At 67.0% G+C, this 25,824-nt stretch carries 20 protein-coding genes; 14 read left to right on the plus strand and 6 right to left on the minus strand.

What is annotated here, in order from left to right:
- Positions 1-86: 86 nt before the first annotated feature.
- From DB30_RS16655 to DB30_RS16675, 5 genes are all read left to right on the plus strand, one after another.
- A complete protein-coding gene (locus DB30_RS16655) occupies positions 87-1,109 on the plus strand; it encodes a class I fructose-bisphosphate aldolase (RefSeq protein WP_052550025.1) in 1,023 nt (340 codons plus the stop codon).
- Between the two features lie 414 nt (positions 1,110-1,523).
- Positions 1,524-2,381 (plus strand): hypothetical protein, encoded by an 858-nt coding sequence (locus DB30_RS16660; RefSeq protein ID WP_165703806.1) that lies wholly within the window; start codon positions 1,524-1,526, stop codon positions 2,379-2,381.
- A gap of 11 nt (positions 2,382-2,392) precedes the next feature.
- Entirely contained in the window at positions 2,393-2,755 is a 363-nt protein-coding gene (locus tag DB30_RS16665) for a hypothetical protein (RefSeq protein WP_052550029.1), read from the plus strand.
- Between the two features lie 242 nt (positions 2,756-2,997).
- Positions 2,998-3,477, plus strand: coding sequence for an SsrA-binding protein SmpB (gene smpB / locus DB30_RS16670; RefSeq protein ID WP_052550031.1), 480 nt, complete (start codon positions 2,998-3,000; stop codon positions 3,475-3,477).
- On the plus strand, positions 3,474-4,103 hold the full coding sequence (locus DB30_RS16675; protein WP_146659254.1) for a hypothetical protein: 630 nt from the start codon (positions 3,474-3,476) through the stop codon (positions 4,101-4,103). Before smpB ends, DB30_RS16675 begins: the two co-directional genes overlap by 4 nt.
- A 19-nt stretch (positions 4,104-4,122) precedes the next feature.
- On the opposite strand, the gene rlmD is transcribed toward DB30_RS16675, so the two are convergent.
- Both rlmD and DB30_RS16685 read right to left on the minus strand, forming a co-directional pair.
- Entirely contained in the window at positions 4,123-5,481 is a 1,359-nt protein-coding gene (gene rlmD / locus DB30_RS16680) for a 23S rRNA (uracil(1939)-C(5))-methyltransferase RlmD (protein ID WP_052550035.1), read from the minus strand.
- 114 nt (positions 5,482-5,595) lie between these two features.
- The gene (locus tag DB30_RS16685) at positions 5,596-6,198 is read right to left on the minus strand and encodes a hypothetical protein (RefSeq protein WP_205633003.1); all 603 of its coding nucleotides are present in this window, start codon (positions 6,196-6,198) and stop codon (positions 5,596-5,598) included.
- A 234-nt stretch (positions 6,199-6,432) separates the two neighbouring features.
- On the opposite strand from DB30_RS16685, the gene DB30_RS16690 reads away from it, so the two are divergent.
- From DB30_RS16690 to DB30_RS16700, 3 genes are all read left to right on the plus strand, one after another.
- The gene (locus tag DB30_RS16690; RefSeq protein ID WP_052550039.1) at positions 6,433-6,678 is read left to right on the plus strand and encodes a hypothetical protein; all 246 of its coding nucleotides are present in this window, start codon (positions 6,433-6,435) and stop codon (positions 6,676-6,678) included.
- 239 nt (positions 6,679-6,917) lie between these two features.
- Complete coding sequence (locus DB30_RS16695; RefSeq protein WP_165703807.1) at positions 6,918-8,084, plus strand: pyridoxal phosphate-dependent aminotransferase; 1,167 nt, start codon at positions 6,918-6,920, stop codon at positions 8,082-8,084.
- A 15-nt stretch (positions 8,085-8,099) separates the two neighbouring features.
- The gene (locus DB30_RS16700) at positions 8,100-9,746 is read left to right on the plus strand and encodes a glycerol-3-phosphate dehydrogenase/oxidase (RefSeq protein WP_052550042.1); all 1,647 of its coding nucleotides are present in this window, start codon (positions 8,100-8,102) and stop codon (positions 9,744-9,746) included.
- Here the strand turns inward: DB30_RS16700 and DB30_RS16705 are convergent.
- Positions 9,711-10,358 carry a hypothetical protein gene (locus tag DB30_RS16705; RefSeq protein WP_165703798.1) on the minus strand — a complete coding sequence of 216 codons (648 nt, stop codon included), beginning with the start codon at positions 10,356-10,358 and terminating at the stop codon, positions 9,711-9,713. The genes DB30_RS16700 and DB30_RS16705 overlap by 36 nt on opposite strands.
- Positions 10,359-10,555: 197 nt before the next feature.
- Between DB30_RS16705 and DB30_RS16710 the strand changes: the two genes are divergently transcribed.
- From DB30_RS16710 to DB30_RS16720, 3 genes are all read left to right on the plus strand, one after another.
- Positions 10,556-12,769: an RCC1 domain-containing protein gene (locus DB30_RS16710; RefSeq protein WP_052550046.1), complete on the plus strand. Its 2,214-nt coding sequence runs from the start codon at positions 10,556-10,558 to the stop codon at positions 12,767-12,769.
- 65 nt (positions 12,770-12,834) lie between these two features.
- Complete coding sequence (locus DB30_RS16715; RefSeq protein ID WP_052550048.1) at positions 12,835-14,952, plus strand: vWA domain-containing protein; 2,118 nt, start codon at positions 12,835-12,837, stop codon at positions 14,950-14,952.
- Between the two features lie 52 nt (positions 14,953-15,004).
- A complete protein-coding gene (locus DB30_RS16720; RefSeq protein WP_240480254.1) occupies positions 15,005-16,816 on the plus strand; it encodes a DUF2330 domain-containing protein in 1,812 nt (603 codons plus the stop codon).
- On the opposite strand, the gene DB30_RS16725 is transcribed toward DB30_RS16720, so the two are convergent.
- From DB30_RS16725 to DB30_RS16735, 3 genes are all read right to left on the minus strand, one after another.
- On the minus strand, positions 16,809-18,473 hold the full coding sequence (locus DB30_RS16725) for an FG-GAP repeat domain-containing protein (protein WP_052550051.1): 1,665 nt from the start codon (positions 18,471-18,473) through the stop codon (positions 16,809-16,811). The genes DB30_RS16720 and DB30_RS16725 overlap by 8 nt on opposite strands.
- A 31-nt stretch (positions 18,474-18,504) precedes the next feature.
- Positions 18,505-18,954: an SRPBCC family protein gene (locus DB30_RS16730; protein WP_052550053.1), complete on the minus strand. Its 450-nt coding sequence runs from the start codon at positions 18,952-18,954 to the stop codon at positions 18,505-18,507.
- Positions 18,955-19,035: 81 nt separating this feature from the next.
- Positions 19,036-19,272, minus strand: a complete 237-nt coding sequence (locus DB30_RS16735) for a hypothetical protein (protein WP_146659257.1) — start codon at positions 19,270-19,272, stop codon at positions 19,036-19,038.
- An 8-nt stretch (positions 19,273-19,280) separates the two neighbouring features.
- Here DB30_RS16735 and hsdR point away from each other — a divergent pair, with 8 nt between their 5' ends.
- The 3 genes from hsdR to DB30_RS16750 all read left to right on the plus strand — a co-directional run.
- Entirely contained in the window at positions 19,281-22,655 is a 3,375-nt protein-coding gene (gene hsdR, locus DB30_RS16740) for a type I restriction-modification system endonuclease (RefSeq protein WP_146659259.1), read from the plus strand.
- A gap of 26 nt (positions 22,656-22,681) precedes the next feature.
- Positions 22,682-24,139 carry a class I SAM-dependent DNA methyltransferase gene (locus tag DB30_RS16745; RefSeq protein WP_052550058.1) on the plus strand — a complete coding sequence of 486 codons (1,458 nt, stop codon included), beginning with the start codon at positions 22,682-22,684 and terminating at the stop codon, positions 24,137-24,139.
- A partial coding sequence (locus DB30_RS16750) for a restriction endonuclease subunit S (protein ID WP_146659261.1) occupies positions 24,136-25,824 on the plus strand: 1,689 nt, incomplete at its 3' end. The genes DB30_RS16745 and DB30_RS16750, both read left to right, overlap by 4 nt.

The following is a 25,824-nucleotide window of genomic DNA, read 5'->3' on the forward strand; positions in this document are numbered from 1 at the left end:
CAGCACAATCCGCGCTCTTGACTTCGCCGCGGCTGCCAGCGACTGTCCAAACCGATTCCGCGATGAGCGGGGCGAGAGCGACGATCATGAATCAGGACACGCTGACCAGCACTGCACGCGAACTCGTAGCCCCGGCCAAGGGCATCTTGGCCGCCGACGAGAGCTTCTCGACGATCGGCAAGCGGCTCGCGTCGATCGGGGTCGAGAACACCGAGGAGAACCGCCGCAGCTATCGGGACTTGCTGTTCTCCACCCCCGGGGTCGAGGCCTACATCTCGGGCGTGATCATGTTCGAAGAGACCCTTGGCCAGCGCACCAGTGAAGGCAAGCTGTTCACCGAAGCGCTGACCGAGCGCGGGATCATCCCCGGCATCAAGGTTGACCTGGGCGCCAAGCCGCTCGCGCTGCACAACAACGAGCTGGTCACCTCGGGCCTCGACGGCCTGCGTGAGCGGCTGGTTGGCTTCCGTGAGCAAGGCGCCCGCTTCGCCAAGTGGCGCGCCGTGATTACGATCGGCGACGGCATCCCCAGCGAGGCGTGCATTGTCGCCAACGCCCACGCGCTGGCCCACTACGCCGCGCTCTGCCAAGAGGCCGAGATCGTCCCGATCGTCGAGCCAGAGGTCCTGATGGACGGCGGCCACGACATCGATCGCTGCGAACAGGTCACCTCTCGCACCCTCGGCGAGGTCTTCACCGCGCTGCGGCGTCACGACGTGCTGCTCGAGGGAATCTTGCTCAAGCCAAACATGGTCATCTCGGGCACTGAGTCCGCGAGCCAGGCCAGCATCAGCGAGGTCGCAGAACGAACCATGCGGTGCCTGCTGCGCAACGTGCCCGCCGCCGTGCCCGGCATCGTGTTCTTGTCTGGTGGCCAGGACGACGTGCTTGCGACCGCGCACCTCAACGCGATGAACGGTCTGCACGTGGACACCCCGTGGGAGCTGAGCTTCTCGTACGGCCGCGCGCTGCAGCAGGGCGCGCTCAAGGCATGGGGTGGCAAGCCGGAGCAATTCGCCGCTGGCCAAAAGGCGTTCTTCCAGCGCGCAAAGGCCAATTCCGCGGCCTGCTCGGGCCGCTGGGATCAGGGCCTGGAAAAGACCGCCTAGGCTGCTTCAGCTCACTCTTGCTTGCTCGCGGCTCCGCACAGCACACAAGCGCCCGTTTCATCGGCGCGCAACAGCCAGCCACAGCCGGCGCACGGGCGTCCATCCACGACCGGCTGGGGCTGCCCGTGGGTGGATTCAACACCCACGCCATAGTGCTCGAACAGCGCGCCAAAGCTGGACTTCGCCGCCTTCGCGGTCGACCGGGGCGCGAGCGGACTCGACCCCGCTAACCGCGACTGAACTCGAGGTGGAGCAAGGCGACGCGCCCGCGGTGCCTGATCCGGCATCGTGGAACTGTAGCACCTGAACCCCCGAGCCCCCGCTTCGATTGGCGTGCGACTGGCAATGGCTCCATGTGCGCCGTCGTCCCACATCTGCGTTACACTGCGCGACCCCCCCCCCACGAGGTCTCTCATGAAACAAGTCGTTCTCAAGTCGATATTGGTGGTCCTGCCGCTCGCCCTCGCGATTCCGGCGATCGCCGCTCCCCCCACAGTCGAAGCCGAGGTCGCCGTCGAGGTCAGCGATGAAGAGGCCCTCGATGACGACATCTTGATGGTCATCGACCTCCCGATCGCCGCCGACGAAGCCCGCGACGCTGGGCTCGAAGAGGCCGAGATCACCGAGGCCCTCGACGCCGCCGAGCAATCCGCGGTGTCCGCCGCGATCATCACCGAGGCCCTCGACGACGAAGCCGAGCACTTCCGCGGCAAGGGCAAGCGCAAAGCGTTTGGCCTGTGGGTCAAGGTGCAGATCGCCGAGGGCGTGCGGGGCAAGGAGCTTGCTGCGCTGATCCGTGATCGCAAGGAAGACTTCGCCGAGTTGACCGACGAAGAGAAGGCCGAACTCGACACAAAGATCAAAGAGCTGGCGATCAAGCATCACGCACATCGCAAGGCGTTGCACGCCAAGCGCAAGCAGCTACACGAAGAGGGTAAAGAGCTCCGCTTCGAAGGTAAGGAGCGCCACGACAAGATGGTCGCAAAGGCCGAGGAGCGGCACGCAGAGGCCAAGGCCATCTGGAAACAAGCCAAGAAGGCCAACAAGATGGCCAAGCACGGCGAGAAGATGGACGAGCACGCCGAGAAGATGGACGAGCACGCCGACAAGATGGACGAGAGGCTCGAGAAGCGCGAAGAGAGGCTCGAGAAGCGCGAAGAGATGCTCGAGAAGCGCGACGAGAAGCTCGAGAAGCGCGACGAGAAGCTCGAGAAACGCGACGAGAAGCTGCAAAAGCACGGCGGCAAGCCCGGCAAGCAAGGTCCCAAGTGAGGAACGGAGCCATGACCATGCGCACGATCATCACCACCGCCATGATGGGCCTCGCCCTCACGCTTGGCGCCTGTGACAAGGCCGAGCCGGCCAAGGCCGACAAGCAAGCCAAGGCCGATCCGGGTGCCAAGCCCGCCGACGCCGACAAGCTCGCCAACGCCGACAAGCCCGACGACGCCGTTGACGCGCCCGCGCTCGACCCCAAGGTCGAGAAGGCCGTCAACGTCGCCAACATGATCGCCAACGATCCAGCCGCGGCGGACAAGATCCTCGATGAGGCCGGCCTCGACCGCGACAGCTTCGAGGCGATGCTCTACGAGATCGCCCGCGATCCAGATCTGTCCAAGAGCTACGCGATCGCCCGCGAAGTCTGAGCCCGGGTCCGACGCGGGGTGTTTCACTTCGCGGCGCGGAGCAACTCACAGCCCGGTGGTCGCCGGACACGTCTGCCCACATGGCGACGTGCTCCGGCGTCTCCAATTCTAGTACCCTGCCGCCATCGCGGCCGGCGCAGTGCCGCCAGCGCGCGCGCCCGCAACGGGGGTCCGCCCACAAATTCTTGCGTTTGTGCGGTTGGGGGGTGACGACCGGCGCGGGCTTGCATAGGTTGCTGCCCTTGGCCCGCACCAAGAAAAAGCGCCAGCTCGGCGATGAGACGATCGAGGACAACCGCAAGGCGCGGCACGAGTTCGAGATCCACGAAGAGCTCGAGGCCGGCATCATGCTCCACGGCAGCGAGGTCAAGTCGATCCGTGATCATCGGGTGAGCCTCAAAGAGGCGTTCTGCCAGTTCCGCGGCGACGAGCTGTTCTTGATGCAGGCCCACGTGGCCGAGTTCGTCCAGGCCCACGCCCGCAACCACCCGCCGTTGCGGCCCCGTAAGATCCTGCTGCATCGGCGCGAGCTCGACCATCTGCGCGACGCCGTCAAGCTGCAGGGCCTGACGATCATCCCGCTGGCGATGTACCTCAAGGGCCGCAACATCAAGGTGTTGATCGGGCTCGCGCGCGGCAAGAAAGTCCACGACAAGCGGGCTTCAATCAAAGAGCGCGAGCAAAAACTAGAGATGCAACGAGCGGTGCGCGAGCGGTGGTGAGCGAGGAGCAGCGACAAGCCGCGCTCACCGAGCTCGACGCGCTGCTCTCACTCGCCACCACTGGGCCGCTCGATGCGGCGGCGTGCCAACGCGTGCTCGAGCTGAGCGTGCTGGTGCCAGGTCGCATGCGGCGGATCGTCAATGCGCTGGGCCAGCAGCGGGACGCGGCCGCCGTCGATGTGCTGCTGGCGCTCCCAACCGGCACACCGGGGGTCGTCGAGGCGGTGTTCGCCGCGATCCGCCACGGCGTCGCCCGCGAGCGTCCCGATCGCGTGGTCTACCCACGCATGCTCGCGCTCGAGTTTCGCAGCTCGAACGCGCGGCGCTTCCCGCTGCTGCTCGAGCGCGCGGTCGCAGCGTTTGGCGACGATCTCGAGCGCATCCGCGTCGAGGGCCGGCTTCGCTATCGCCTCGCGCTGATCGAGCAGGACCCAGCGGCGCCGCAGCTGCTCGCCCGCGTCGCGCCGCTCGAGCTCGACATCGAGAGCCTGCACCGCGACCTCGCGCGGCTGCGTGGGGTCCGCTTGTGGCTCAACGGCTGGCGCTTCGACGATCACAGCAACCTGCCGCCGCCCAGCCGCGCGCCGCTACTGCGCGCGTGGTTCGAGTCGCTGCGCAGCGCGTGAACCCTGCATGCCCCACGCTTCAGCGCTCGAACACGGCGATCGACTCGACGTGGGCGGTGTGCGGGAACATGTCCATCACGCCCGCGGCGAGCAGCCGGTAGCCGTGGCGCGAGATCAAGCTGGCCGCGTCGCGGGCCAGGGTCTCGGGCGAGCACGCCACATACACGACGCGCTTGGCCGCGATCGCCTCGAAGTGCTCGACGATCCCGGCGGCGCCGGAACGCGGCGGATCCAGGAGCACGCGATCGAAGGGGCCGGTCGGCCACTCGAGCGCCGCGGGCTCTTGGTACAGGTCGCGCTGCTCGAAGCTCAGGTTGGTCATGCCGTTGGCCGCGGCGTTGGCCCGCGCCCGCTCGATCAGCGCGGCGTCGCCCTCGATCCCGACCACGTGCCCGGCGTGGCGGGCGATCGGCAGGCTGAAATTGCCGAGCCCGCAAAATAGGTCGAGCACGCGGTGACCTGGCTCGAGCTCGAGGAGCTCCACGGCCCGGCTGATCATCGCGCGGTTGAGCGGCGCGTTGACCTGCACGAAGTCGGTTGGACGAAAGCCGATCTTCACGTCGAACTCGGGCAGCGAGTAGTGCAGCAGATCCCCGCGCGCGGGGTCCAGCGGCGCGACGGTGTCGAGCCCGCCGGGCTGCAAGAACACCCTGACGCCACGCTCTGCCTCGAACGCGCGCAGTCGCTCGAGGTCGGCTTCGCTCGGGGGATCCAACACCCGAAACACCAGCGCGAGCTCGTCGTCGCCGACCGACACTTCGATCTGTGGGGTCCGGGACGCCACGCTCAGCGACTCGATCAACACAGCGAGCGCGGGGATCAAGCTGTCGGGATCGTTCCCCTGCGCAGGATTCGCCGGACTCGCGAGCACCTCGCAGCCAGAGAGATCAGCCACGAAGCGGCGATCTTTCTCGCGGAAGCCGACCAACACCTTGCCCTTCTTGGGGACCAGCTTCGCGCCCAACCTCGCGCGCCTGCGGTAGCCAAACGCCGGTCCACGCAGCGCCGGCAGCACGCGCTCGGGCGTGACGCCGTGCTCGGCGAAGTCGGCGAGCAGCAGCGCCTGCTTGAAGGCGATCTGCGCGTCGTGATCCATGTGCATCAGCGAGCAGCCTCCGCACAGGCCGTAGTGACGGCAGCGAGCCTCGACGCGCGTGGCAGCGGGCTCGAACACCTGAACGGTGCGAGCTGCGTCGTTTTGGCCTTCGCGCTCGGCTCGGAGCAGCTCGACCGACTCACCCGGCAGCGCTCCATCGACGCGGGCCTCTCGCGGCCGCCCGCCTTCACCGGCTGGCAGGATCGCGCGACCGCGGCGATCGAGCTCACCCACGACCCCGCGCTCGGGCTCCCACTTCTTGCGTCGACGACCGCGGGCCATGGGCGCGGGGTCTACACCGCATCAGCGGCCAAGCCCAGCCCGCTGATGACGCCCCGCGACGAGCGGCCGCCCACGAGTAGGCGAGAAGCCTCGCCCACCCGCAACGCAGCGCGCTCAGAGGTTGTCGAAGTCGCTGCCAGGGGCCTTGGGCGTCGGCTTGGGCTTGGGCTTGGGCTTGTTGCGGACCCGCGGCTTGGGCTTGGACTTGGCGGCCAGCTCTTCGGCTTTTAGCTGGGCGGTGAGCCGCTGCGCTTCGACTCGGGCGTAGGCGGCCTGGACCTCGGCTCGCTCGGCGGCCATCGCCTGGGCCTGGGCCTGCTCGACCGCGAGCCGGTGCGCTGCAGCGGCCTGGGCCTGCTCTTGTTGCTGCGCGGCGGTGTCTTCGGCGACGATCGGCGCCTCATCGTTGACTTCACCGCCACCACCCCCAAACGTGACGAGCGCCGCTACGGCGACTGCCGTGAGCGACGCTGCGATGATACCGACGATCTTGACGGTGGAGTTGGAGGTGGGCGCCGGGGGGATCACGCCGGCTGCCGCGGCCGCCGCGGTGGCCATTTCGTGGGTCGAGTCCACCCGCACCGCCGGCTTCGGCTCGATGTCGGGGACCAACGCGACCGCCGACTGGCTGGGCGGGGTCATGGCCAGCTCGTCGACGAGTTGGCCGAGAAGGTCATCAAATTCCGATTCAGCTTGTTTTGGGGCTCGAGAACTCATGGCAACACTCCAAACGGTAAGGGTCCTCATCAGATCTACACTCATTTCGCGGCGTGTCGAACGCCCGCGATCCTGCAACTCGATCCGCCAGCGGACACAAAGTTGGCCACCCGTGCCATTTGCACTGGACCCAGCGGCGAAATTGCAACTTGACCGCGAGCACTGCGAACACACGCTTTGCCAGCCGCCGCCATGAACACCACAGCTCCACAATCACGACACTCGCAGCGCCCCATGAAGCTCAGCTTGCTCGCGCTGCTGATGATCCCCCTGCTATTGATCCTCAATGTGCCCGTGCTCGCGGCGGTGGTCCCGAGCGCCCTGCTGACGGTCGCCTCGGTCGTGTCGTTTGGCGCGGCGGCCCACGAGCAACGCTCGCTGCCTCCAGCCGCGCAGGTGCTTGGTCCACAACACGTCCACGACCTGCAGCGGCTCGCGGCGGCGACCCCGATCGAAGCGCGGACGAAGCGGGTTGGGTAGCAGCTCCACGCGGACGGCGGCCCCGCTCTCAGGTTGAATTTCCGCGCGGGTGAATGGTCTTCACGCGGGCGCCAAGTGTGTGAGCGCTTGCTCGCCCGCTGCGGCCAAGCCTTCACAGCCATCGTTCAGGGCCTTCCACGGGCTGTTTGGGGCCATCGCTGAACGCCGGGTCTGGGGCGGTTTAGCGCGGGCCGGCAAAGTGCTTTCATGCCTGCGCCAGAGCCATGATGTTCAGCCCGATGCAAGACCGTGCGTCCGCGCCAGTCGGCGTGACCCTGCCCCTCAACCTGGGGCTCAACGACGGGACCTATGCCCCCCAGCGGTGCATCGATCTGCTCCGTCGCTACACCGAGCGCACCGACTTTCGCAACTACTCGTCACCCGACAACGCCCCCCTGCGAGAGGCGATCGCGGCGGCCGATCAGGTCAGCCCCGAGCACGTGTTCTTGCACAACGGCACCGGGCCGATCCTCAAGTTAGCGATCCCCTATCTGCTCAAGCAGCGCGTGCTCGACTCGCCGCGGCGGGTGCTCCGCCACGTCGTCAAGCGCGACGGCTTCCCGATCATCACGCCGCGCTTCACCTACTCGAAGGTGCCCAAGAAGGCGGCCGAGGGCGGGATGCACGTCGACATGTTGGCGCTCGATCCCGGCGACGACTTCCGGTTTGACGTGTCTCGGCTCGAGCGTCGGCTCGAGCGTGGCGCTGGCCTGGTCTACATCGTCAACCCCAACAACCCGACCGGCAACGTGCTCGTGCAACGCAACGAGCTGGTCCCGCTGCTCGAGCGCTACCCAGAGTCCAGGTTTTGGATCGACGAGGCCTACGTTCAGTACGTCGACCCCAACACCCACGACTACTTTGCCAGCCTGGTCCCGCGCTACCCCAACTTGCTGGTCAGCCGGACCTTCTCGTTCGCCTACGGGCTCGCGGCCGTGCGGATCGGCTACCTGCTCGCCAAGCCCAGCTTTGTCACCGATCTCGAGCGGCAGCTGACCGACTACCGGCTCGGCACCCTGCAAGAAGAGCTGGGTGTCGCGGCACTCGAGGACGCCGAGCACCTGCCCTTCATCCGGGAGCAAGCTCGGGTCGGCCGCGAGCAGCTCTACGCTGGATTGTCGCGGATCCCGGGGTTGCAGACCTTTCCGTCGCAGGCCAACTTTGTCTTGGGTCGCTTCACCGATGGTCGGCGCGGCGCCGAACTCAAAGCCAAGCTCCACCAGCGCGGGGTAGCGATCAAGGTGTTCGAGCCGGCCAACGGCCAGTCCTACGACGCCTACTTCCGCCTCACGCTCGGGCTCCCAGCAGAGAACGAATTCTTGCTCGCGCAGATCGCCGAAGTCCTCGGGTCCAAAGCCTCAGTTCACGCGAGCCTCCCCCGCCCCACGTCCGCGCCGTCTCGCTGACGCACAGCGTAGTTGATGAGCAACGCCACCATCTCCACTCTCGAGCGAAGCGCTGCGCTGCAGTCCCTTGCCCGTGACAGCTTCGATCTGATCGTGATCGGCGGCGGGATCACGGGCGCCGGCATCGCCCGTGACGCCGCCCGCCGCGGTCTGAGCGTCGCCCTGCTCGAGGCCGCTGACTTTGCGTCGGGCACCTCCAGCCGCTCGTCCAAGCTGATCCACGGCGGCCTGCGCTACCTCGAGCGCGGCGAGATCAACTTGGTCCGCAAGACCGCGCTCGAGCGCAAAGAGATCTATCGGGCAGCGCCACACCTGTGTGAACCACGCTGGATGGTGATGCCGATGTCGGGCCGGACCAAGCTGTACAGCTTGCGGCTCGCGGTCACCACCTATGAGCGCCTGGGTGCCGTGGATCGCAAAGACAGCCACCGGGCCTGGACCGGGGCCAAGCTGGCCGAGAAAGAGCCGGTCCTCGATCGCAAGCTGCACCCGCACGCGCTCGCCTACCGCGAGTACCTGACCGACGACGCGCGCCTGGTGCTCGCCAACCTGCGCTCGGCGGCGGCGGCCGGCGCCACGCTGCTCAACCATGCCCGGGTCGTGGGGCTGATCCGCAGCGGGGACCGGGCGATCGGCGTAGAGGCCCACTGCGAGCTCAGCGATCAGAGCTTCAGCGTCCGCGGTCGCGTGATCGTCAACGCCGCCGGGCCGTGGGTCGAGTCAATCTTGTCGCTCGAGAACCCCGAGGCCGCGCCGCTGCTGCACCTGAGCAAGGGCATCCACATCTCGATCCCGGCGACCAAGCTGCCGGTTCGCAACCTGCTCGTGCTCGACACGCCGGACAAGCGTCGGATCTTTGCGATCCGGCGCGGCGACGTTGTCTATATCGGCACCACCGACACCACCTACGAGCACGGCGCCCAGGTCTGGCCCAAGATCGAGCGCAAGGACGTCGAGTACTTGCTCGAGCCGCTCCCGCGCTATTTTAGCTGCGGGCCGCTGGGGCTGGGCGATGTCGTCGGTGCCTGGGCTGGGCTGCGGCCACTGATCGCCGACCCCACCCAAAAGAATCCCTCGGAGTTGTCGCGCCGCGATGAGCTGCTGCAAGGGCCGCTCGGGGTCCTCTCGGTCGCCGGCGGCAAGCTCACGGGGTACCGCGGGATGGCGCGGCGGGTGCTGGACTCGGTCGCCGAGCGGCTGGGCCAGGCGCTGCCAGAACCAACCGAAGAGCCGCCGCTGCCGGGTGGCGACTTTGACGGCGATCTGGGCAGCTTGGCCAAGCAACTCTCGACCCACTACGAGCTCGACAAGCCAACGGCCGCTCGGCTCGCCCGCTTGTTTGGGACCGAGGCCGAGCAAGTCCTGGCCCTTGGCCACGCGCCGATCCACGCGGGCTCGAGCTGTGTCGTGGGCGAGGTCCGCTGGGCAGTCGAGCAAGAGGGCGCGGCCAAGCTCGAGGATCTGCTGTATCGGCGCACGCGGCTGCCGCTCTACGGGCTGGATCCGCGGGCGGCGATCGAGCCGCTCGCAGACCGCATGGCCGAGGTCCTGGGCTGGGACGCCGCGCGTCGGCAGGCCGAGGTCGACCACGTGAATGGGCGCCTCGATGAAGACCTGGGATTTGGGCTAGGCGCCAACGAAGTCGCGCCGCTCGACGCCTAGCTTGCGCATCTTGCTCTGCAAGGTGCTGGGCTTGAGCCCAAGCAGCTTCGCGGCGCCGGCTTCGCCGTAGATGCGTCCGCGAGATGCGTGCAGGGCGCGGGATATGCACGTGCGCATCGCGGTCTCGACGGTGTTCACTGATATTTCGGTGCTCTCTTCAGGAGCAGCACCCACCGATATTTCAGTCTTCTCGTCGCGAGGCTGCTCCGGAGCACCACTGCTATTTCGGTGAGCCGAGCGACAAAGCCGCGCCGCGGCGTCCAGCTGGCCCAAGCGATCGCAGTGGCCCGCGAGCGCGCTCACCATTATTTCGGTGGACTCCAGTTCGTCACAGATCACCGAAATCTCGGTGTCAAACGCGACCAAGAGCAGCCCATGCGGCCCGACAGGGACCGCGAGACGCGCGGCGACCGGGGTGACAGCGACCCGCGCTGGCTCGAGCTCGTCGCACCAAGTTGCCCGCTGCACCCACTTATTCGCCAAGAATCGGGCTGATCGCCGACTGATCCACGGTCGGTCCACGCCGGGTGCGTGGGCCGCCACGCGCACGGATCCGCCATCCCGATCGAGCGTCGCCACCTCGACCTCCACCAGGGGTAGGTGCCCCGCCAACGCCGCACTCAACCTCGGGCCCACGGTTCGAAGGTTGCTGCTCACGGAAAACACCACCGATATGTCGTTGAGCATCGAGGCCATATCGAGCATGGATCCAGCGTAGCCTCTGCATTCCAGTCCAGCGATATTTCGGTGAATCGTCGTGTCGCTCCCCGCCCCTTCCCCCGCTGCGCGCCCGCGATAGCATCGAGCTCATGTTGGCACGGCGCACGCTGGTGTTCGCGCTTGGTAGCGCGGCGATCGCGTGCACCCCGCGGACGAGCGCGACCCTCGATCCCGCGGCATCCACGAACACGCCCGAGCTCGCAGCCCCGGAGACGGCCGAGACAGCCGCGACCCCCAAGGGCACGTCACGCTGGATCGACATCTCGGTCGAGTCGGAGTTTGGCTGCGCGGTCGAGCGGACCGGCTCGGTGTTCTGCTGGGGCCGCGACCCGGCGGCCGACATGGGGCTGCGCGAGATCCCCGAGCAAGCGCCGAGCACCCCCCAGCTCTACGGCGCCCGCAACTGGGGCCCGGCCTCACGCCTCGAGCTGGTCCACGACGCGCGCCGAATCTCCACCGCCAGCTCGCGCGCCTGCGTGATCGTTGAAGGCGGCCGCGTGCGCTGCTGGGGCTCGGTCCGCTGGGGCTCCCAGCACGTCTATGACGTGCCCGGCATCACCCACGCCGTCGACCTCGAGATCAGCGACAGCGAGTCGTGTGCTGCGCTCGCTGGTGGCCAGCTGTGGTGCTGGAGCGCCGAAGGCTACGGTGTCCCCCGGCCCCGGCTCGACGGCGCCATTGCGATGGCGGTCAGCGACAACCTCGCGTGTGGCCTCACGGGCCAGGGCGACGTGGTCTGTTGGGGCCAGGCGGTCAAAGACTGGCACCGCTACGAGCGACAGTTCGCCCAGCAGCCAACCCAGAGCGCACAACCCCTGGCGCCCCTGATCGTGCCCGACCCCGCCGTGGACGAGCTCCCCGATGTCGTGGAGGTCGGCCGGTTCCGCGGCGCGGTTGGGATCGCGCTGTCGAACTGGAACAACCTGTGCGTGGTCCGGGCCGACGCCAAGCTGGCCTGCAGCTCGAACGACGTGGTCTCGCTGATGCGCGAGCAAGACCTGGGCATGCGCGCGCTCGACGGGGCCGCTGGGGTCGCCGCGGTCAGCACCACCCGCACCCACGCATGTGCCCGCACCCTCGATGATCGTGCGCTGTGCTGGGGGCGAAACGTGTACGGGCAGCTTGGAGATGGCGGCGCGACCACGCGCGAGTCCGCGGCGCCGGTCGCTGGACTCGAGGGCGTGCTGGACATCTCGGTCGCCGAGAACTTCAGCTGCGCGCTCACCCGGGACGATCAAATCGCGTGCTGGGGCTTCGACCTTGGCGAGGGGCTGGGCCACGAAGCGCTCTCTGCCCACACGCTCGAGGATCTGCGCGCCACGTCGATCGCCGCGAGCGGACACACCAGCTGTGCGGTGGACAACCAGGGCGCGCTGCGCTGCTGGGGCAGCGACATGCTCGAGCAGGTTGGCATCGTCAACGCGACGACCCCCGTTGCGATCACCCTGCCCAGCAGCGGTGAAGTGCTGGGCTTCAACACCGGCTGGGAGGGGTGCTTCTTGCTGTCAGGCGGCGCGCTGGAGTGCGGCAGCTGGAGCGCGTTCGGCAGCGCGGCGGGGTTCTCAACGAACAACTCCATGACCAACGTCAGCGCGTTTGCAGCCGGCGCGCCACCGTTTTGCACGATCGAAGGTCACGGTCGCAACGCCGCGCTGCGCTGCGGACAGAGCTTCAACCAGCTCCAGACCGATCGCCAGATCAAGGCGCCCACCGCAATCTCGAGCACACACATGCGTGGCTGTGTCGTGCACGGCGGCGGCCGGGTCAGCTGCTTTGCGGAGCTCTACTTTTGGGACGGCAAGTCGCCGCCGCCGCGCGAGTTCACCCGACTCGAGGCCATCACCGACGCGGTCGCCGTCTCGAGCTCGTCCGCCCACGACTGCGCGCTGCAGCGCTCGGGCCAGGTCAGCTGCTGGGTCGGACACACCGAGACCGAGTGGAGCGCCGACGGGCAGACGGCCAAGGCCAACCACTACCGGCCAACCCAAGCCAAGGATCTGGGCCTCGAACGGGTCACGCAGCTGGTCGCCGGCACCCAGCACCACTGCGCCCTGAGCTCACGGGCAACGCCATCGAGCTCGCCCGTGGTCCGCTGCTGGGCGGACAACCCCTACGGCGAAGACACGGTGTGGCGACCCGTGCCCGAGCTTGGCGACGTCGTCGAGCTCGCGGCGGGCACCGATCACACCTGCGCGCGAACCAGCGCCGGGCGGGTGACCTGCTGGGGCGACGATATCTGGGGTCAGCTCGGCCGGGTGCCAGCGCGCGTGCACTTATCACCCACGACGATGCAAATTCAGTGAGGCCAACATCGCAATAGGGTGATCGCCTCTGGACAGGCGAGGTCCCGACTCGATAGCGTGAATCGATGCGCAAGCTGTTGGGTGACAATTGGCGGCGACTTGGGTTGCAGCTCGCGTTGCTGACCGGCATCGGCCTCGCGTTTGCGGTGGGCTCACGCGGGCAGTCGGCCAGCGCGGGCGGCATGGACGAGTGTCCGGCCGAGGGCGAGTGCTCGATTAAAAAGCCCAACGTGATGCTGATCGTCGACTACTCGACCTCCATGAACCTCGAGTGGGATCAGATCAACCAGCTGTCCCGCTGGGAGGTCGCGGTCGCGGCGATCACCAACATCACGGCGCCCGGCAGCTACCTGAGCCAGACCACCCACCTCGCGTTGCTGCGCTTTGGTCACGATCCCGATCCGATCGCGCCCGGAACGGTGATCTCCAACGAGGCCTCGGGTCTCGTCGACGGCGTCGCGCTGGATGTCGCTTGGGATGACGACAACGGCGAGTACCTCGAGTGCAACGGGCAGGTGATCGGCGAGGCGCTTGCGGCCACGCCTGCGCCCATGATGGGCAGCCCGTTTGGGATCGGCACGTGGACCAAGGGGGCCCTCGACGCGACCGCGAGCGAGATCGCGGCGACCAAGTCCGATCACGCTCAGGACGAGCTCGAGCCGGCGCGGGCGTATGTCAACGTAGTGGTGACCGACAGCGCGTGGACGGGCGTCGACGGATCGCAGCCGCTGATCCCCGCCAACCAAGACCCGGCGATCAGCGCGGCGGCGATGTTCGACCAGCAAGGGATCCGCACCTACGTGATCGCGCTGGCCGACGATCCGCAGGCCGAGGTCGCCGCCGATCAGCTCGCGGCCGCTGGCGGGACCGCCGAGGCTCTTCACGCGAGCTCGCCCGCGCAGCTCGACGAGGCCTTCAACGCCGTCGTGGACGCGGTGAACGACTCGCTCGAAGGGCCGCAGTGCGCCGATGGCCCGCCGCGCGTGATGATCTTGCTGGATGGCTCGTCGGCGATGCTCAACCTCGGCGAAGGGCCGAACGCGACCCCGGCAAGCCCGGGCACGGGGCGCTGGGATCAAGCTCGCGACGCCCTCGCGGGGGAGCCCTCGCTGTTCGGTTACGACACGCCGTTCGGGGAGGTCGAGGACGTCGCGCAGCTCGGGCTGGCCAGCTTTGGAGAGCCCGACGAGGCCAAGATCCTGGTTCAGTATGCCGCCTGCGCCCACGATAATTTTTGGTTCGCCCTGGACCCGCAGACCTCGTGCGAGCAGCCGGGCTGCGAGGATCCGTGGGCCGGTCCGCCGATCACCTGGACCTTCAAAGACGGCACCGAAGATCCGCCAGGCTTCGACACGCCCACCCAGAGCCACATGCCGCAGTGCGCGGGCCAAGACGGCGAGGCGTGTCAGGGTTCGGGTCGGTCGCTCCACACCGGACTCCAGCTGCTCGCGGCCAACCATGCCAGCTACCACGAGGCCGCCCAGGATCCGATGGCGCCGTATCCCACCACGCCGCAGACGCAGTACCTCAACGTCGTGATCCTTGGCGGCCGGTATGACGGGCACTCGACCGACGCGCAGATCCAGGCGCCGCTGCAGGCGATGGCCAACGATGGGATCACGACCCGCGTGATCGGGTTTGGCGTCGACGAGAATGACCCGGTCATGCTCGCGCAGCTGCAGGCGATCGCCGACTGGGGATCGGCGGGGACCAAGCCGCACTTGGTCGGCAGCAGCCAGTTCGAGCTCGAGGTCGCGCTGGCGACGGTGTTCGACCAGATTCCGTTTGATCCTTGCTGTGCGTTCAACGACTGCGGTGGGATCCCCAAATTCACGACGAGCGAGCCGGATCCGGTCCCGCAGGAAGAGTCGAGCGAAGGCGACGGCGACGGCGACGGCGATGGCGACCCAGGTGGGGACGGCGATGGCGACCCAGGCGGAGATGGCGACGGCGACCCAGGCGGAGATGGCGACGGCGACTCGGACAGCGGAGAGGCGGACACCCTCGCTGGCGAGGGTGAGTCCGGTGACGGTGGGTACGGTGAGACCGGGACCGGCGACGACGCGAGCGTGCTGTCGGGCCGCGGCTGTGCGTGCGCGGCCTCGCCCGGCGGCGAGGGTCGACTTGGCGGGTTCTGGGGGCTGCTCGGGTTGTTGGCGTGTCGCCGTTGGCGGCGACGCTGAGCGCGAGCGTGCGGCCGCCATCCGGCAACGCATTTCGACTATGATCCCGAGCATGCTGTCCCTGCGCTCGTCGATTGCCCTGACTTCGTTGGTATCGCTCGCCCTGTTGGCGGCGCCACGCACCGCGCAGGCCTGCGGCGGGACCTTCTGCGACAACCTGCCCAACCCGATGCCCGTCGACCAACGCGGCGAGGACATCCTGTTCGTGATCGACGGACCCACGATCGAGGTTCACGTCCGCATCGAGTACACGGGCGAGGCCGAGCGCTTCGCCTGGGTGCTGCCGATCCAGGGGATCCCAGAGGTCACGGTTGGCTCCGATCCGCTGTTCACCGCCATGAGCTCAGCAACCGCGCCGCGCAGGGAGGTCGAGCGCGAGTACGACTGCAACGAGGACCGACCAGGGTGGGGGCAAGACAGCGGCGGCACGGGTGACGATGGCGGGGGCTGTGGGCCCGGTGGGTGCCTGGACCTCGAGAGCGATCCTGGGCCGCCCGAGGTCGTGTATGAGGCCGTGGTCGGGGCTTTCGAGGTCGTGGTCTTGCAAGGCGGCACGGCGATCGAGGTCATCGATTTCCTGACCGCCAACAACTACGCGCAGGACCCCGCGGCCGAGCCGATCCTGCAGGAGTACCTAGATGAGGGCTTCTTGTTCGCGGCCGTGAAGCTCACGGCCGGGGCCGAGGTCGACGAGATTCACCCGCTGACGTTCAGGTTCCAGGGCGACGAGCCGTGCGTACCGATCAGGCTCACGCGCATCGCCGCCAAAGACGACATGGGGATCCGCGCGTACTTCTTGGCCCAAGATCGCTGGGCGCCAAGCAACTACGAGCACGTGGTCCTCAACCCGCTCTACTACGATTGGAGCCTGCCCGCGTCATTCAAAGGGCCCACCACAGACGGCTATCTCGAGCACCTGAGCGTTGCCGTGGACGAGGCTGGTGGTCACGCGTTCGTGACCGAGTACGCGGACCCGAGCTCCAGCGTGTTGACCGGCAGCATCTACCGCGAGACGTGGGACGAGACGGCGTTCGTTGGTGTCGATCCAATCGCCGCGATCGACATCATTGGCGACCAGGGGCTCAACACACACCCGCTGATTCGCTCGCTGCTGGCCGAGTTCATCCCCGTACCGGATGGCCTGAGCGCCAACGAATTTTGGAACAACATCGCCAGGTACGCGAACCAGATTGATCAAGACGCGTGGAACGCCGACGCGTTCGCGACCGCGCTGGTCGAGCGGATCATCGACCCGGGCCTGCACGCCGTCGACCTGCTCGACACCTGGCCGCAGCTGACCCGACTGCACACCACGATCTCGCCAAGCGAGATGACGCTGGATCCAACCTTTCACGCCAACGTGGATCTGCCGGCCGTCTCGGACACGTGGGTCACGACCACCAACCAGGTGCTGTGCGGCGGGGATCAGTTGTTTCACGTGAACGTTGAAGATGTCGACACGCCCGTGTGTGTGCCCGAGGGGTCGGTCTATCCCGCCAGCGCGCCGCATCCGGCGTGGCAGGAGATGCCGGCTGCGCTGCGGATCGAGCAGATCCCAATGATGGGGCCGCCGCAGCTGGTGCAGGACAACGCGGAGCTGATCGCGAGTGTGTATGCGGGCTACCAGAGCGAGGTCGAGTGCGTGACGGATGAGAGCGTGGGGGACGATGGGGGCAGTGAGGAAGCGGATGGCGGTAACGCTGAGGGCGGCTCCGAGGACAGCGGCTACAACCTGCCCTACGACACGACCTGCGGGTGCTCGACGCCGGGGGGGTCGGCGCCCTTGGGGATTGGGCTGGGGTTGTTGGTGCTTGGGCTGATCGGTCCCTGGCGTCGGCGCGAGCGCCAGGATCTTTTTAGTTAGGCACGTACCCCGTGCGCAGCGGGTTCCCACGCCCCGTCCCCCACACCACGCAGTTGTCCGAGGCCCCGGGCAAGTCCCAGATCTGCACGCCCCCCTCGCCCGCTCCTAGCGAGTCCTTGAGCGAGATCACCAACTCGAGCCCCCCGTCCCCATCGAGATCCGCCACCGAGGGCGCAGCCATCGAGCCGCGATTGGACAGCTCGATCTCATGCAGCAAGTTGCCGCCAGCGTCGAGCACGATCAGGTGCGTCGCCGCGTCGGGCATGCGTGGCTCACCGCTCGCATAGGTGCTGAACACGATCTCCGGCGAGCCATCACCGTTGAGGTCAACGATCAACGCCTCACTCGCCCCCACGAAGGGATTGACCGAACCATAGGCATACGTCCACATCACCTCGCCGGTCGAGCGAAACGCCCACAGCCGCCCGTCGTAGGTTGGCAGCACGATCTCGAGCCCCGGCTCCCCGTCCAGATCCCCAACCGCGGGCGCAGGGTAATTCGGCACGATGTTGTGGCCCAGATCCGTGTCGTAGGCCAGCGGCGCCCCCGCGTCCTTGGGCCACTCCCAACCAGCCGGCCGGGTCATGTCGGCGTTGAGCACCCACACGCTCACGCCCTGATTGTCGGTTGATTCGCTGTGTTCGTGGTCCCCGCCAAGCACCACCTCATAGTCGCCATCTGCGTCGATGTCCGCGATCACGGGCGGCGAATAGGTGAACTCCGAGCGATCGCCCGTGCCCCAGCCCTGCATCGCCAGCGCGAGGTCATGGTAGGCCTCGACGCCGGTCACCCAGCTATCCATGAAGTCGGGGTGGGTCGTGAAATTCGTGCCGTCACCCGACCACACGCCAAAGCCGATCGCGTCGTAGGTCGAGACCACGTCGAGGACCCCGTCGCCGTCGAGATCCCCCGCGCCAATGTTCTGGTTGAAGCCGCCATAGTCGATGCAATCGCCGGCCGGCGCCGTGCAATCGCCAACCTGTGGCCAGCCCGCCGCGGTGCTGCCGTCGAGCTCGAACACGTTGGTTGCCGGACCGGTGGCCTGCTTGTTGATCAGGATCTCGTGGGCCCCGTCGCCGTCGACGTCCGCGACCGCGATGCTGCGGACTTCCGCGTCGCCATAGGCCGCCGGCCAACCCGGCAGCAGCTCACCGGTGTGATCGTAGACGGCAACGTTGTAGCCGCTCGCGTCGGGGCTCGCGGCCACCGCGATCTCGGCGTCGCCGTCTTGATCAAAGTCTCCCACGCAGGCCGAAGACCACATCCGAACCTCACCGTGCTCGGGCGAATTGGACGCGCTGTAGCTCCACGCCGCCTGCCACAGGGGCGCCCCGGCGTGATCGTAGACGTAGAGCACCGAGTGGCGGGCCGCCACGATGTCGAGCAGGCCGTCGCCGTTGACGTCGACCAGCGCGGGCGAGGCCAGCCAGTTTTCGTCCCAGCTGCCGGGCAAGGTCGCGCGCAACACGGGCGCTTGAACCTCGCCGGAGCTGCCGGCAGCGGCGGGATTGCACGAGGGCGGCGGCGGCTCGATCGGCCCGCTGGTCTCGGACGCGCCGGTCTCCCCGGCCTCGCCGGCCTCGCCGGCCTCGCCGGATTCGCCGGATTCGGAGCTGCTGGGGTTGGTGCAGGCGCTGCAAACGAGCGCCGCGAACATGACTGTAGGAAGCCGGGAGGAGGTCATTGCATCAACGATCCGAGCTGGCCCGACGGGCCATTTCATGCAGCATCGCACGAAACGCATGATCGAAGTCAGCCCCCAGCTTGGGCTCGAACAGCCGACCCAGGCCGGGGATCCGCACCTCGAATTCACTGACCCAGATCACCCGCGTGCCCTGCCCCTCCGCGGCCAAGCTCACCCGACCCAGCAGGTGGCGGATCAGCGGCGGGCGGACCTTGACGATCCGATACTCCATCAGGGTTGGGCGCTCGAACGCGACGATGTCCTCCCACAGAACCACCGCGCCCAGCCGGACCCGTCGCTGGGCGCCCGCGCCGTTGCGCTCTTGGTCGCCGCAGCGGGTCAGCGTGGAGGTGGAGACGCCGTCGTAGCTGGCGTAGCTCTCGTGATCGACAAGGCGCTCGAACAGCGCGTCGATCGGGGCGGGCAGCAGCTCGTTGACCTCGACCCGGACCATGCGCCCACGATAGCCGGCAAGTCGGTACACTGCCCAGCAGGCGCTCGGCCTTCACGACGCCTCCCCCATGTTGCAGCTAGCCTAAAGCGCGAGCTCGTCGGCGCTTGGCAGGTCGAAGCTCCCGCGCGCCGCCAGCCGCTCCCGCGCCTGCTCGAGCGCCGCGATCGACACCGGCACCGACGGACTCTTGCGATCCCGCGCGAGATACTCCCGCGCCTTGGCCCACCCCGCGTACCCGGCCGTCAGCGAGAACGAGACCGCCCGATCGGCCGGTCGGCACTTTTGTTCAGTTGTCCAGCAACGCGCCTCCCCAGACACTGGCAATGATGACCTTTAAATCAGTCAACTTTGCATTCCTCGCGAAGCATAGCGAACTGATGGTCAAGACCGCGGCCCTAGCCGAGCAACACTTCGCGAACGACCCCTCCGGCGCGCTCACCAAGCTTCGCCGCTTTGGCGAGCTCATCGCCGAGGGCGCCGCGGCGACCGTGGGTATCCACAAGAAGACAAAAGAGCCCCAGGCCAAGCTCATCGAGCGCCTCGTCAATGAGGCGCTGTTCGGTCCAGAGATCGAGCAAATGTTCACGGAGCTGCGCCAGGCGGGCAACGCCGCCGTGCACGAGGACGCGGGCACCCAGCGCGAGGCTCTGCACCACCTCAAGACCGCCCACACCCTCGCGCTGTGGTTCCACCGCTCCTTTCATGACGCGAACTTCGAGGGCGCCCCCTTCGTGCCCCCGCCAACGCCCGAGCATGCCCACGCCGCCCTCGAGCAACGGCTCGAGCAGCTGCGCGCCGAGCTGGCGGAGCAGCGGGCTCTCCTGCGGCAGACCAAGCTCAACGCCAAACAACAGGCAGACCTGCGCGCCGCGGCCGAACAAGAAGCCAAGCAGGCCTACGCCGAGGCGGCCACGGCCCTCGAGCTTGGACAAGAGAGCGCGGAGCTGCTCGCGGCAGAGCGCGCAGCCTTTGAAGCGCTGCTCGCCAAGCTGCAAGCGGCGGCCGAGGCCCAGACCAAGGAGCAACGCGCCGCGCGGATCGACTTGGCCCGCAAGGCGGCGGGTCGCGTCGAGCTGACGGAGGCCGAGACCCGCGAGCGCATCGACCTGCAGCTGCGCGCGGCCGGCTGGGAGGTCGACTCCGAAGTGCTGCGCCACGGCAAGGGTGCGCGCCCCGAGAAGGGCCACAAGCGAGCGATCTCCGAGTGGCCGACACGCTCGGGCCCGGCCGACTACGTGCTGTTTGACGGCCTGCGCCCCGTGGGCATCGTCGAGGTCAAGCGCGAGTCCAAGGACGTGCGCGGCTGCCTCGAGCAGGCCAAGCGCTACAGCCGTGACTTCGAGTTTGGCGACGACATCGAGGCCGCGGGCGGGCCGTGGGGCGCGTACAAAGTCCCCTTCTTGTTCGCTACCAATGGCCGCCCTTTCGTGCGCCAGTTCCTGGCCGCCTCGGGGATCTGGCACCTCGACGCCCGCGTGCCCACCAACCAGCGCCGCGCCCTCGAGGGCTGGATGAGCCCCGAGGGCCTCGCCAAGCTGCTCAACCAGGACCTCGAGGCCGCCAACGCCAAGCTCACCAGCGAGAGCCTCGACTACCTGCCCTTGCGCCCCTACCAGCGCGAGGCGATCGCCGCGGTCGAGGACAAGATCGCCGCGGGCCAGCGCGAGCTGCTGCTGGCCATGGCCACGGGCACGGGCAAGACCCGCACCTGCATCTGCCTGACCTACCGCCTGATCAAGGCCGGCCGCTTCAACCGCGTGCTGTTCTTGGTCGATCGCACCAGCCTGGGCATACAGGCCATGCAGGCGTTCGAGAACTTGAAGCTCGAGCAGCAGCGCAGCTTCACGGACATCTACGACGTCAAGGAGCTCGGCGAGGGCGACCCCGAGAGCGACACCCGCCTGCAGATCGCCACGATCCAGGCCATGGTCAGCCGCCTCGACGCCGACGACGTCCACACCCCCGTCGACCAGTACGACTGCATCATCGTCGATGAGTGCCACCGCGGCTACAACCTAGACCGCGAGATGTCCGAGGGGGAGCTCGCGTATCGCTCGGAGCAGGAGTACGTCTCGAAGTATCGCCGGGTCCTCGACCACTTCGACGCCGTGAAGATCGGCCTCACCGCCACGCCGGCCCTGCACACCACCCAGATCTTCGGCGACCCGGTCTACACCTATAGCTATCGCCGCGCGGTGATCGAGGGCTACCTGGTCGACCACGAGCCCCCCACGCGCATCACCACGCGGCTGTCCCAGACCGGCGTCAGCTGGGCGTTCGGCGAGGAGATGCAGATCTACCGCACGGACACGAAGGCGGTCGATCTCATCCACGCCCCCGACGACGTGCAGATCGACGCGGCGGGCTTCAACAAGCAGGCGCTCGTCCCGGCGTTCAACCGGGCTGTATGTCGCGCGCTGGCCGAGCAGATCGACCCCTCGCTGCCTGGCAAGACCCTGATCTTCTGCGTCAAGGACTCGCACGCCGACGACGTCGTCGGGATGCTGCTCGAGGCGTTCACGGACCGCTACGGGCCCACCGACAACGACGCCGTGGTCAAGATCACCGGCGCCGTCGACAAGCCCGCCTCGATCATTGCTCGGTTCAAGAACGAGCAAAACCCGCGGGTGGCCGTGACCGTGGATCTGCTGACGACCGGCATCGACGTGCCCGAGCTCGTCAACCTCGTGTTCCTGCGTCGGGTCCGGAGCCGCATCCTCTACGACCAGATGATCGGCCGGGGCACCCGCCTGTGCCCCGACATTGGCAAGCACTACTTTCGCATCTTCGACGCCGTCGACATCTACAGCTCGCTCTACGAGCACACCGACATGAAGCCGGTGGTCAGCGACGTCAAGACCAGCTTCGCCACGCTGCTCGAGGGTCTGGAAGTGGTGCGGACCCTGGCCGAGCGCCAGCGGATCTGCGAAGAGCTGATCGCCAAGCTGCAGCGCAAGCACCGGGCGCTGCACGGGACCAAGCGCGAGCAGTTTAGCGAGCTCAGCGGCACCGACCTCGAGCCGCTCATCGCCCAGCTGCGCAACGCCGGGCCCGACGAGATCCTGGCCTGGTGGCACGAGCGCCCGGCCCTCGCCGACTGGCTCGACGCGCTGGTGGCCGAGGGCAAGGTGCTGCCGATCTCGACCGAGGAAGACGAGGTCGTGGCGATCACCCGGGGCTACGGCGGCAAGCAGCCCGCGGACTACCTCGAGTCCTTTGGTGCCTACATCCGCGACAACCTCAACGAGATCCCCGCGCTCTTGGTTGTCACCCAGCGACCGCGGGATCTGACCCGGGCCCAGCTCGTCGAGCTGCGCCTGCTCCTGGCCCAGGCCGGCTACACCGAGGCCAACCTCGAGGGCGCGTGGCGCGACAGCACCAACCAGGAGATGGCCGCGTCGATCATCGGGTTCATCCGCGGGCAGGCCCTGGGATCGCCGCTGGTGCCCTACCCCCGGCGCGTGCAGGCGGCGCTGGATCGGATCCTTGCCAGCCGCGACTGGACGGGTCCGCAGCGCAAGTGGCTCGCGCGGATCGGCAAGCAGCTGGTCGAGCAGAAGGTGGTGGATCGCGCCGTGATTGACCAGGACGAGGCCTTCAGCCAGGCGGGCGGCTTCACGCGCCTCGACAAGACCTTTGGCGGCGAGCTCGAGGATCTGCTGCGCGAGCTCAACGAGGCGGTCTGGTCCGACGCAGGGTGAGCGGTTAAGGTCCTGCTCGCGCCCGCATGAATACGACCGAAATCGTCGCCCGCCTGTGGAACCTGTGCAACGTCCTGCGGGACGACGGGATCACCTACCACGAGTACGTCACCGAGCTCACCTTCCTGCTCTTCCTCAAGATGGAGGCAGAGACGGCGCAGGAGGCCAAGCCCACCCTGATCCCCGAAGGCTGGCGCTGGTCTGACCTCGCCGCCCGCGATGGGATTGGGCAGCTCAATTTTTATCGGACCTTGCTGGTGAACCTGAGCCAGCCCGAGTTCAAGGACGAGGACGGCGCGCTGCGCAAGGTGCCCGAGCTGGTCACGGCGATCTTCGCCAACGCGAGCACGGCCCTGCGCCAGCCCAAGAACCTGACCAAGCTGGTTGAGAACATTGACAGCCTGGACTGGTACTCCGCCCGCTCGGAGGGGCTTGGGGATCTCTACGAGGGGCTGCTCGAGAAGAACGCCGGGGAGACCAAGTCTGGGGCCGGGCAGTACTTCACGCCGCGGGCGTTGATTGACTGCATTGTCGAGCTGGTGCAGCCGCAGGCGGGGGAGCGCGTGCAGGACCCCGCTGCGGGCACCGGGGGGTTCTTGGTTGCGGCCGATCGCTACATCAAGCAGCGGACCGACGACCTGTTTGACCTTGGGCCGAAGGAGCAGCGCTTTCAGGTCCGCGAGGCGATCTATGGCATGGAGCTGGTGCCCGATACCCATCGGCTGTTGCTGATGAACTTGATGCTGCATGGGATCGAGGGCCGCGTGGAGCTGGGGGATACGCTCTCGCCCACCGGGGCGGCGCTGGGGCGGGCGGATCTGATGTTGAGCAACCCGCCGTTTGGCACCAAGAAGGGCGGCGGCGGGCCCTCGCGGGATGACTTCACGTTTAGCACCAGCAACAAGCAGCTGGCGTTCTTGCAGCATATCTATCGTGGGCTGAAGCCTGGGGGGCGCGCGGCCGTGGTGCTGCCGGATAATGTGCTGTTCGAGGATAACGTGGGGCAGCAGATCCGCGGGGACCTGATGGACAAGTGCAGGTTGCACACGATCTTGCGGCTGCCTACGGGGATCTTTTATGCGCAGGGGGTGAAGACCAACGTGTTGTTCTTCGAGCGCGGGCAGACGGACAAGGGGAACACGGAGGCGGTCTGGGTCTACGATCTGCGCACGAATATGCCGAGCTTTGGGAAGCGGACGCCGTTTGGGCGGGAGCATCTGTTGCCGTTCATGGAGGCGTATGGGGGCCAGGCGGATGGGCGCGCGAAGCGGGTCGACGGTGGGGAGGAGGGGCGGTTTCGGTGCTTTGAGCGGGAGGTGATTCGGCGGCGGGGGGATAACTTGGATCTGTCTTGGCTGCGGGATGAGAATACGGAGCGGGCGGAGGACCTGCCGCCGCCCGAGGAGATTGCGGGGGAGATCTTGGAGCATTTGCGGACGGCGATGGGGGAGATGGAGGCGTTGATGAAGGTGCTGGAAGGATGAGCGGTCGCGCAGCCACCCTCAATATCATTCCTGGCCAGTACGCACTCAGCGTGGGAGATACCGGCGCTGAGGCTCCTCCAGGTTGGTGTTGGACGCCTCTGGTCGACATCGCACGACTCGAGAGTGGCCATACTCCGAGTCGTAGCCACCCTGAATGGTGGGGAGGACATGTACCATGGATCGGCATCAAGGACGCCAGGATCCATCACGGAATGACGATCTTGACGACTCTGGAGTGCACGAACGATGCAGGGCTAGCGAACTCTGCGGCGAGGATTCTCCCCGAAGGGACGGTGTGTCTGAGTCGGACCGCATCCGTTGGTTATGTAGTGGTAATGGGGAGGGACATGGCAACGAGCCAGGATTTTGTAAACTGGATCTGCGCCGAAGGTCTAAACCCGGAGTGGTTAAAACATCTATTTATCGCCGAGAACCAATCCCTTCACTCATTCTCAAAGGGGACGACACATAGCACCATTTACTTCCCCGAAGTAAAAGCCTTTCACATATGTCTGCCTCCCCTCAACGAGCAGCGCCGCATCGTCGCCAAGATCGAGGCCCTCCAGACCCACAGCGACGCCGCGAAGCAGGCCCTCGACGCGATCGGCCCGCTGCTCGAGCGCTTCCGCCAGTCCGTGCTCGCGGCCGCGTTTCGCGGCGACCTGACAGCATCCTGGCGCGAGCAAAACCCCGACGTCGAGCCCGCGAGCGCGCTGCTCGAGCGCATCCGGGTCGAGCGCAAGGCTCGCTTCATCGCGGCCGCCGGGGACAAGGCCCGGGCTACGGCCGAGGCCAAAGCCCGCGCGGCCGGGAAGGCGTGGACGGAGGCGGACGCGGCGACGGTGGTCGAGAAGGCGCGGGCGAAGGCGGAGGCGAAGTATGTCGAGCCGGAGCCGGTGGATACGGCGGGGTTGCCGGAGTTGCCGCGGGGGTGGTGCTGGGCACGAGCCGAGGAGGTGTCCGATTTCATCACGAAGGGGACTACGCCAGATTCGACATCTATGACTCAGGAGCACGGCGATATCCCATACATAAAAGTGTACAACCTGACAATGAATGGGGCCCTGGACTTCTCTATCGACCCAACCTACATCGACAAAGAGACCCACGCTGGCCCCCTCAGCCGGTCAGGCTGCAAACCGGGAGACGTGCTGATGAACATTGTGGGACCTCCTCTAGGCAAAGTCTCCATTGTACCGACAGCCTACGCAGAGTGGAACATTAACCAGGCGATTGTCAGGTATCGACCTCTGGGAGGACTGTGCTCCAAATACCTGTCGCTGACACTTCTCTCGGACTCTACTTTGGTGTGGGCACAGCGCCGGGCAAAGGCTACTTCGGGGCAACTCAACCTGACCCTGGAGATTTGCCGGAGTCTTCCTGTCCCCATTGCGCCGTCACCAGAACAGAAAGAGCTTGTTAGTGCAGTCAATCGATGCCTGAATTTGAACGATGCACTTAATCAAGGAGCAGCGATGATGGAACAGATGGTTCGGCTAAACCAATCCATCCTAGCCAAAGCCTTCCGCGGCGAGCTCGTCCCCCAGGATCCCAACGACGAGCCCGCCAGCGTCCTGCTCGAGCGCATCCGCGCCGAGCGAGCCGCCGCCCCGACCAAGAAAAACAAAAAATCCCCCCGCCCCCGCAAGCCCAAAACCAGCGCCCACCCCCCGTCTCCCCAACCC

Source organism: Enhygromyxa salina, assembly GCF_000737335.2.
In the GTDB taxonomy this organism is placed as follows: Bacteria; Myxococcota_A; Polyangia; order Nannocystales; family Nannocystaceae; genus Plesiocystis; species Plesiocystis salina_C.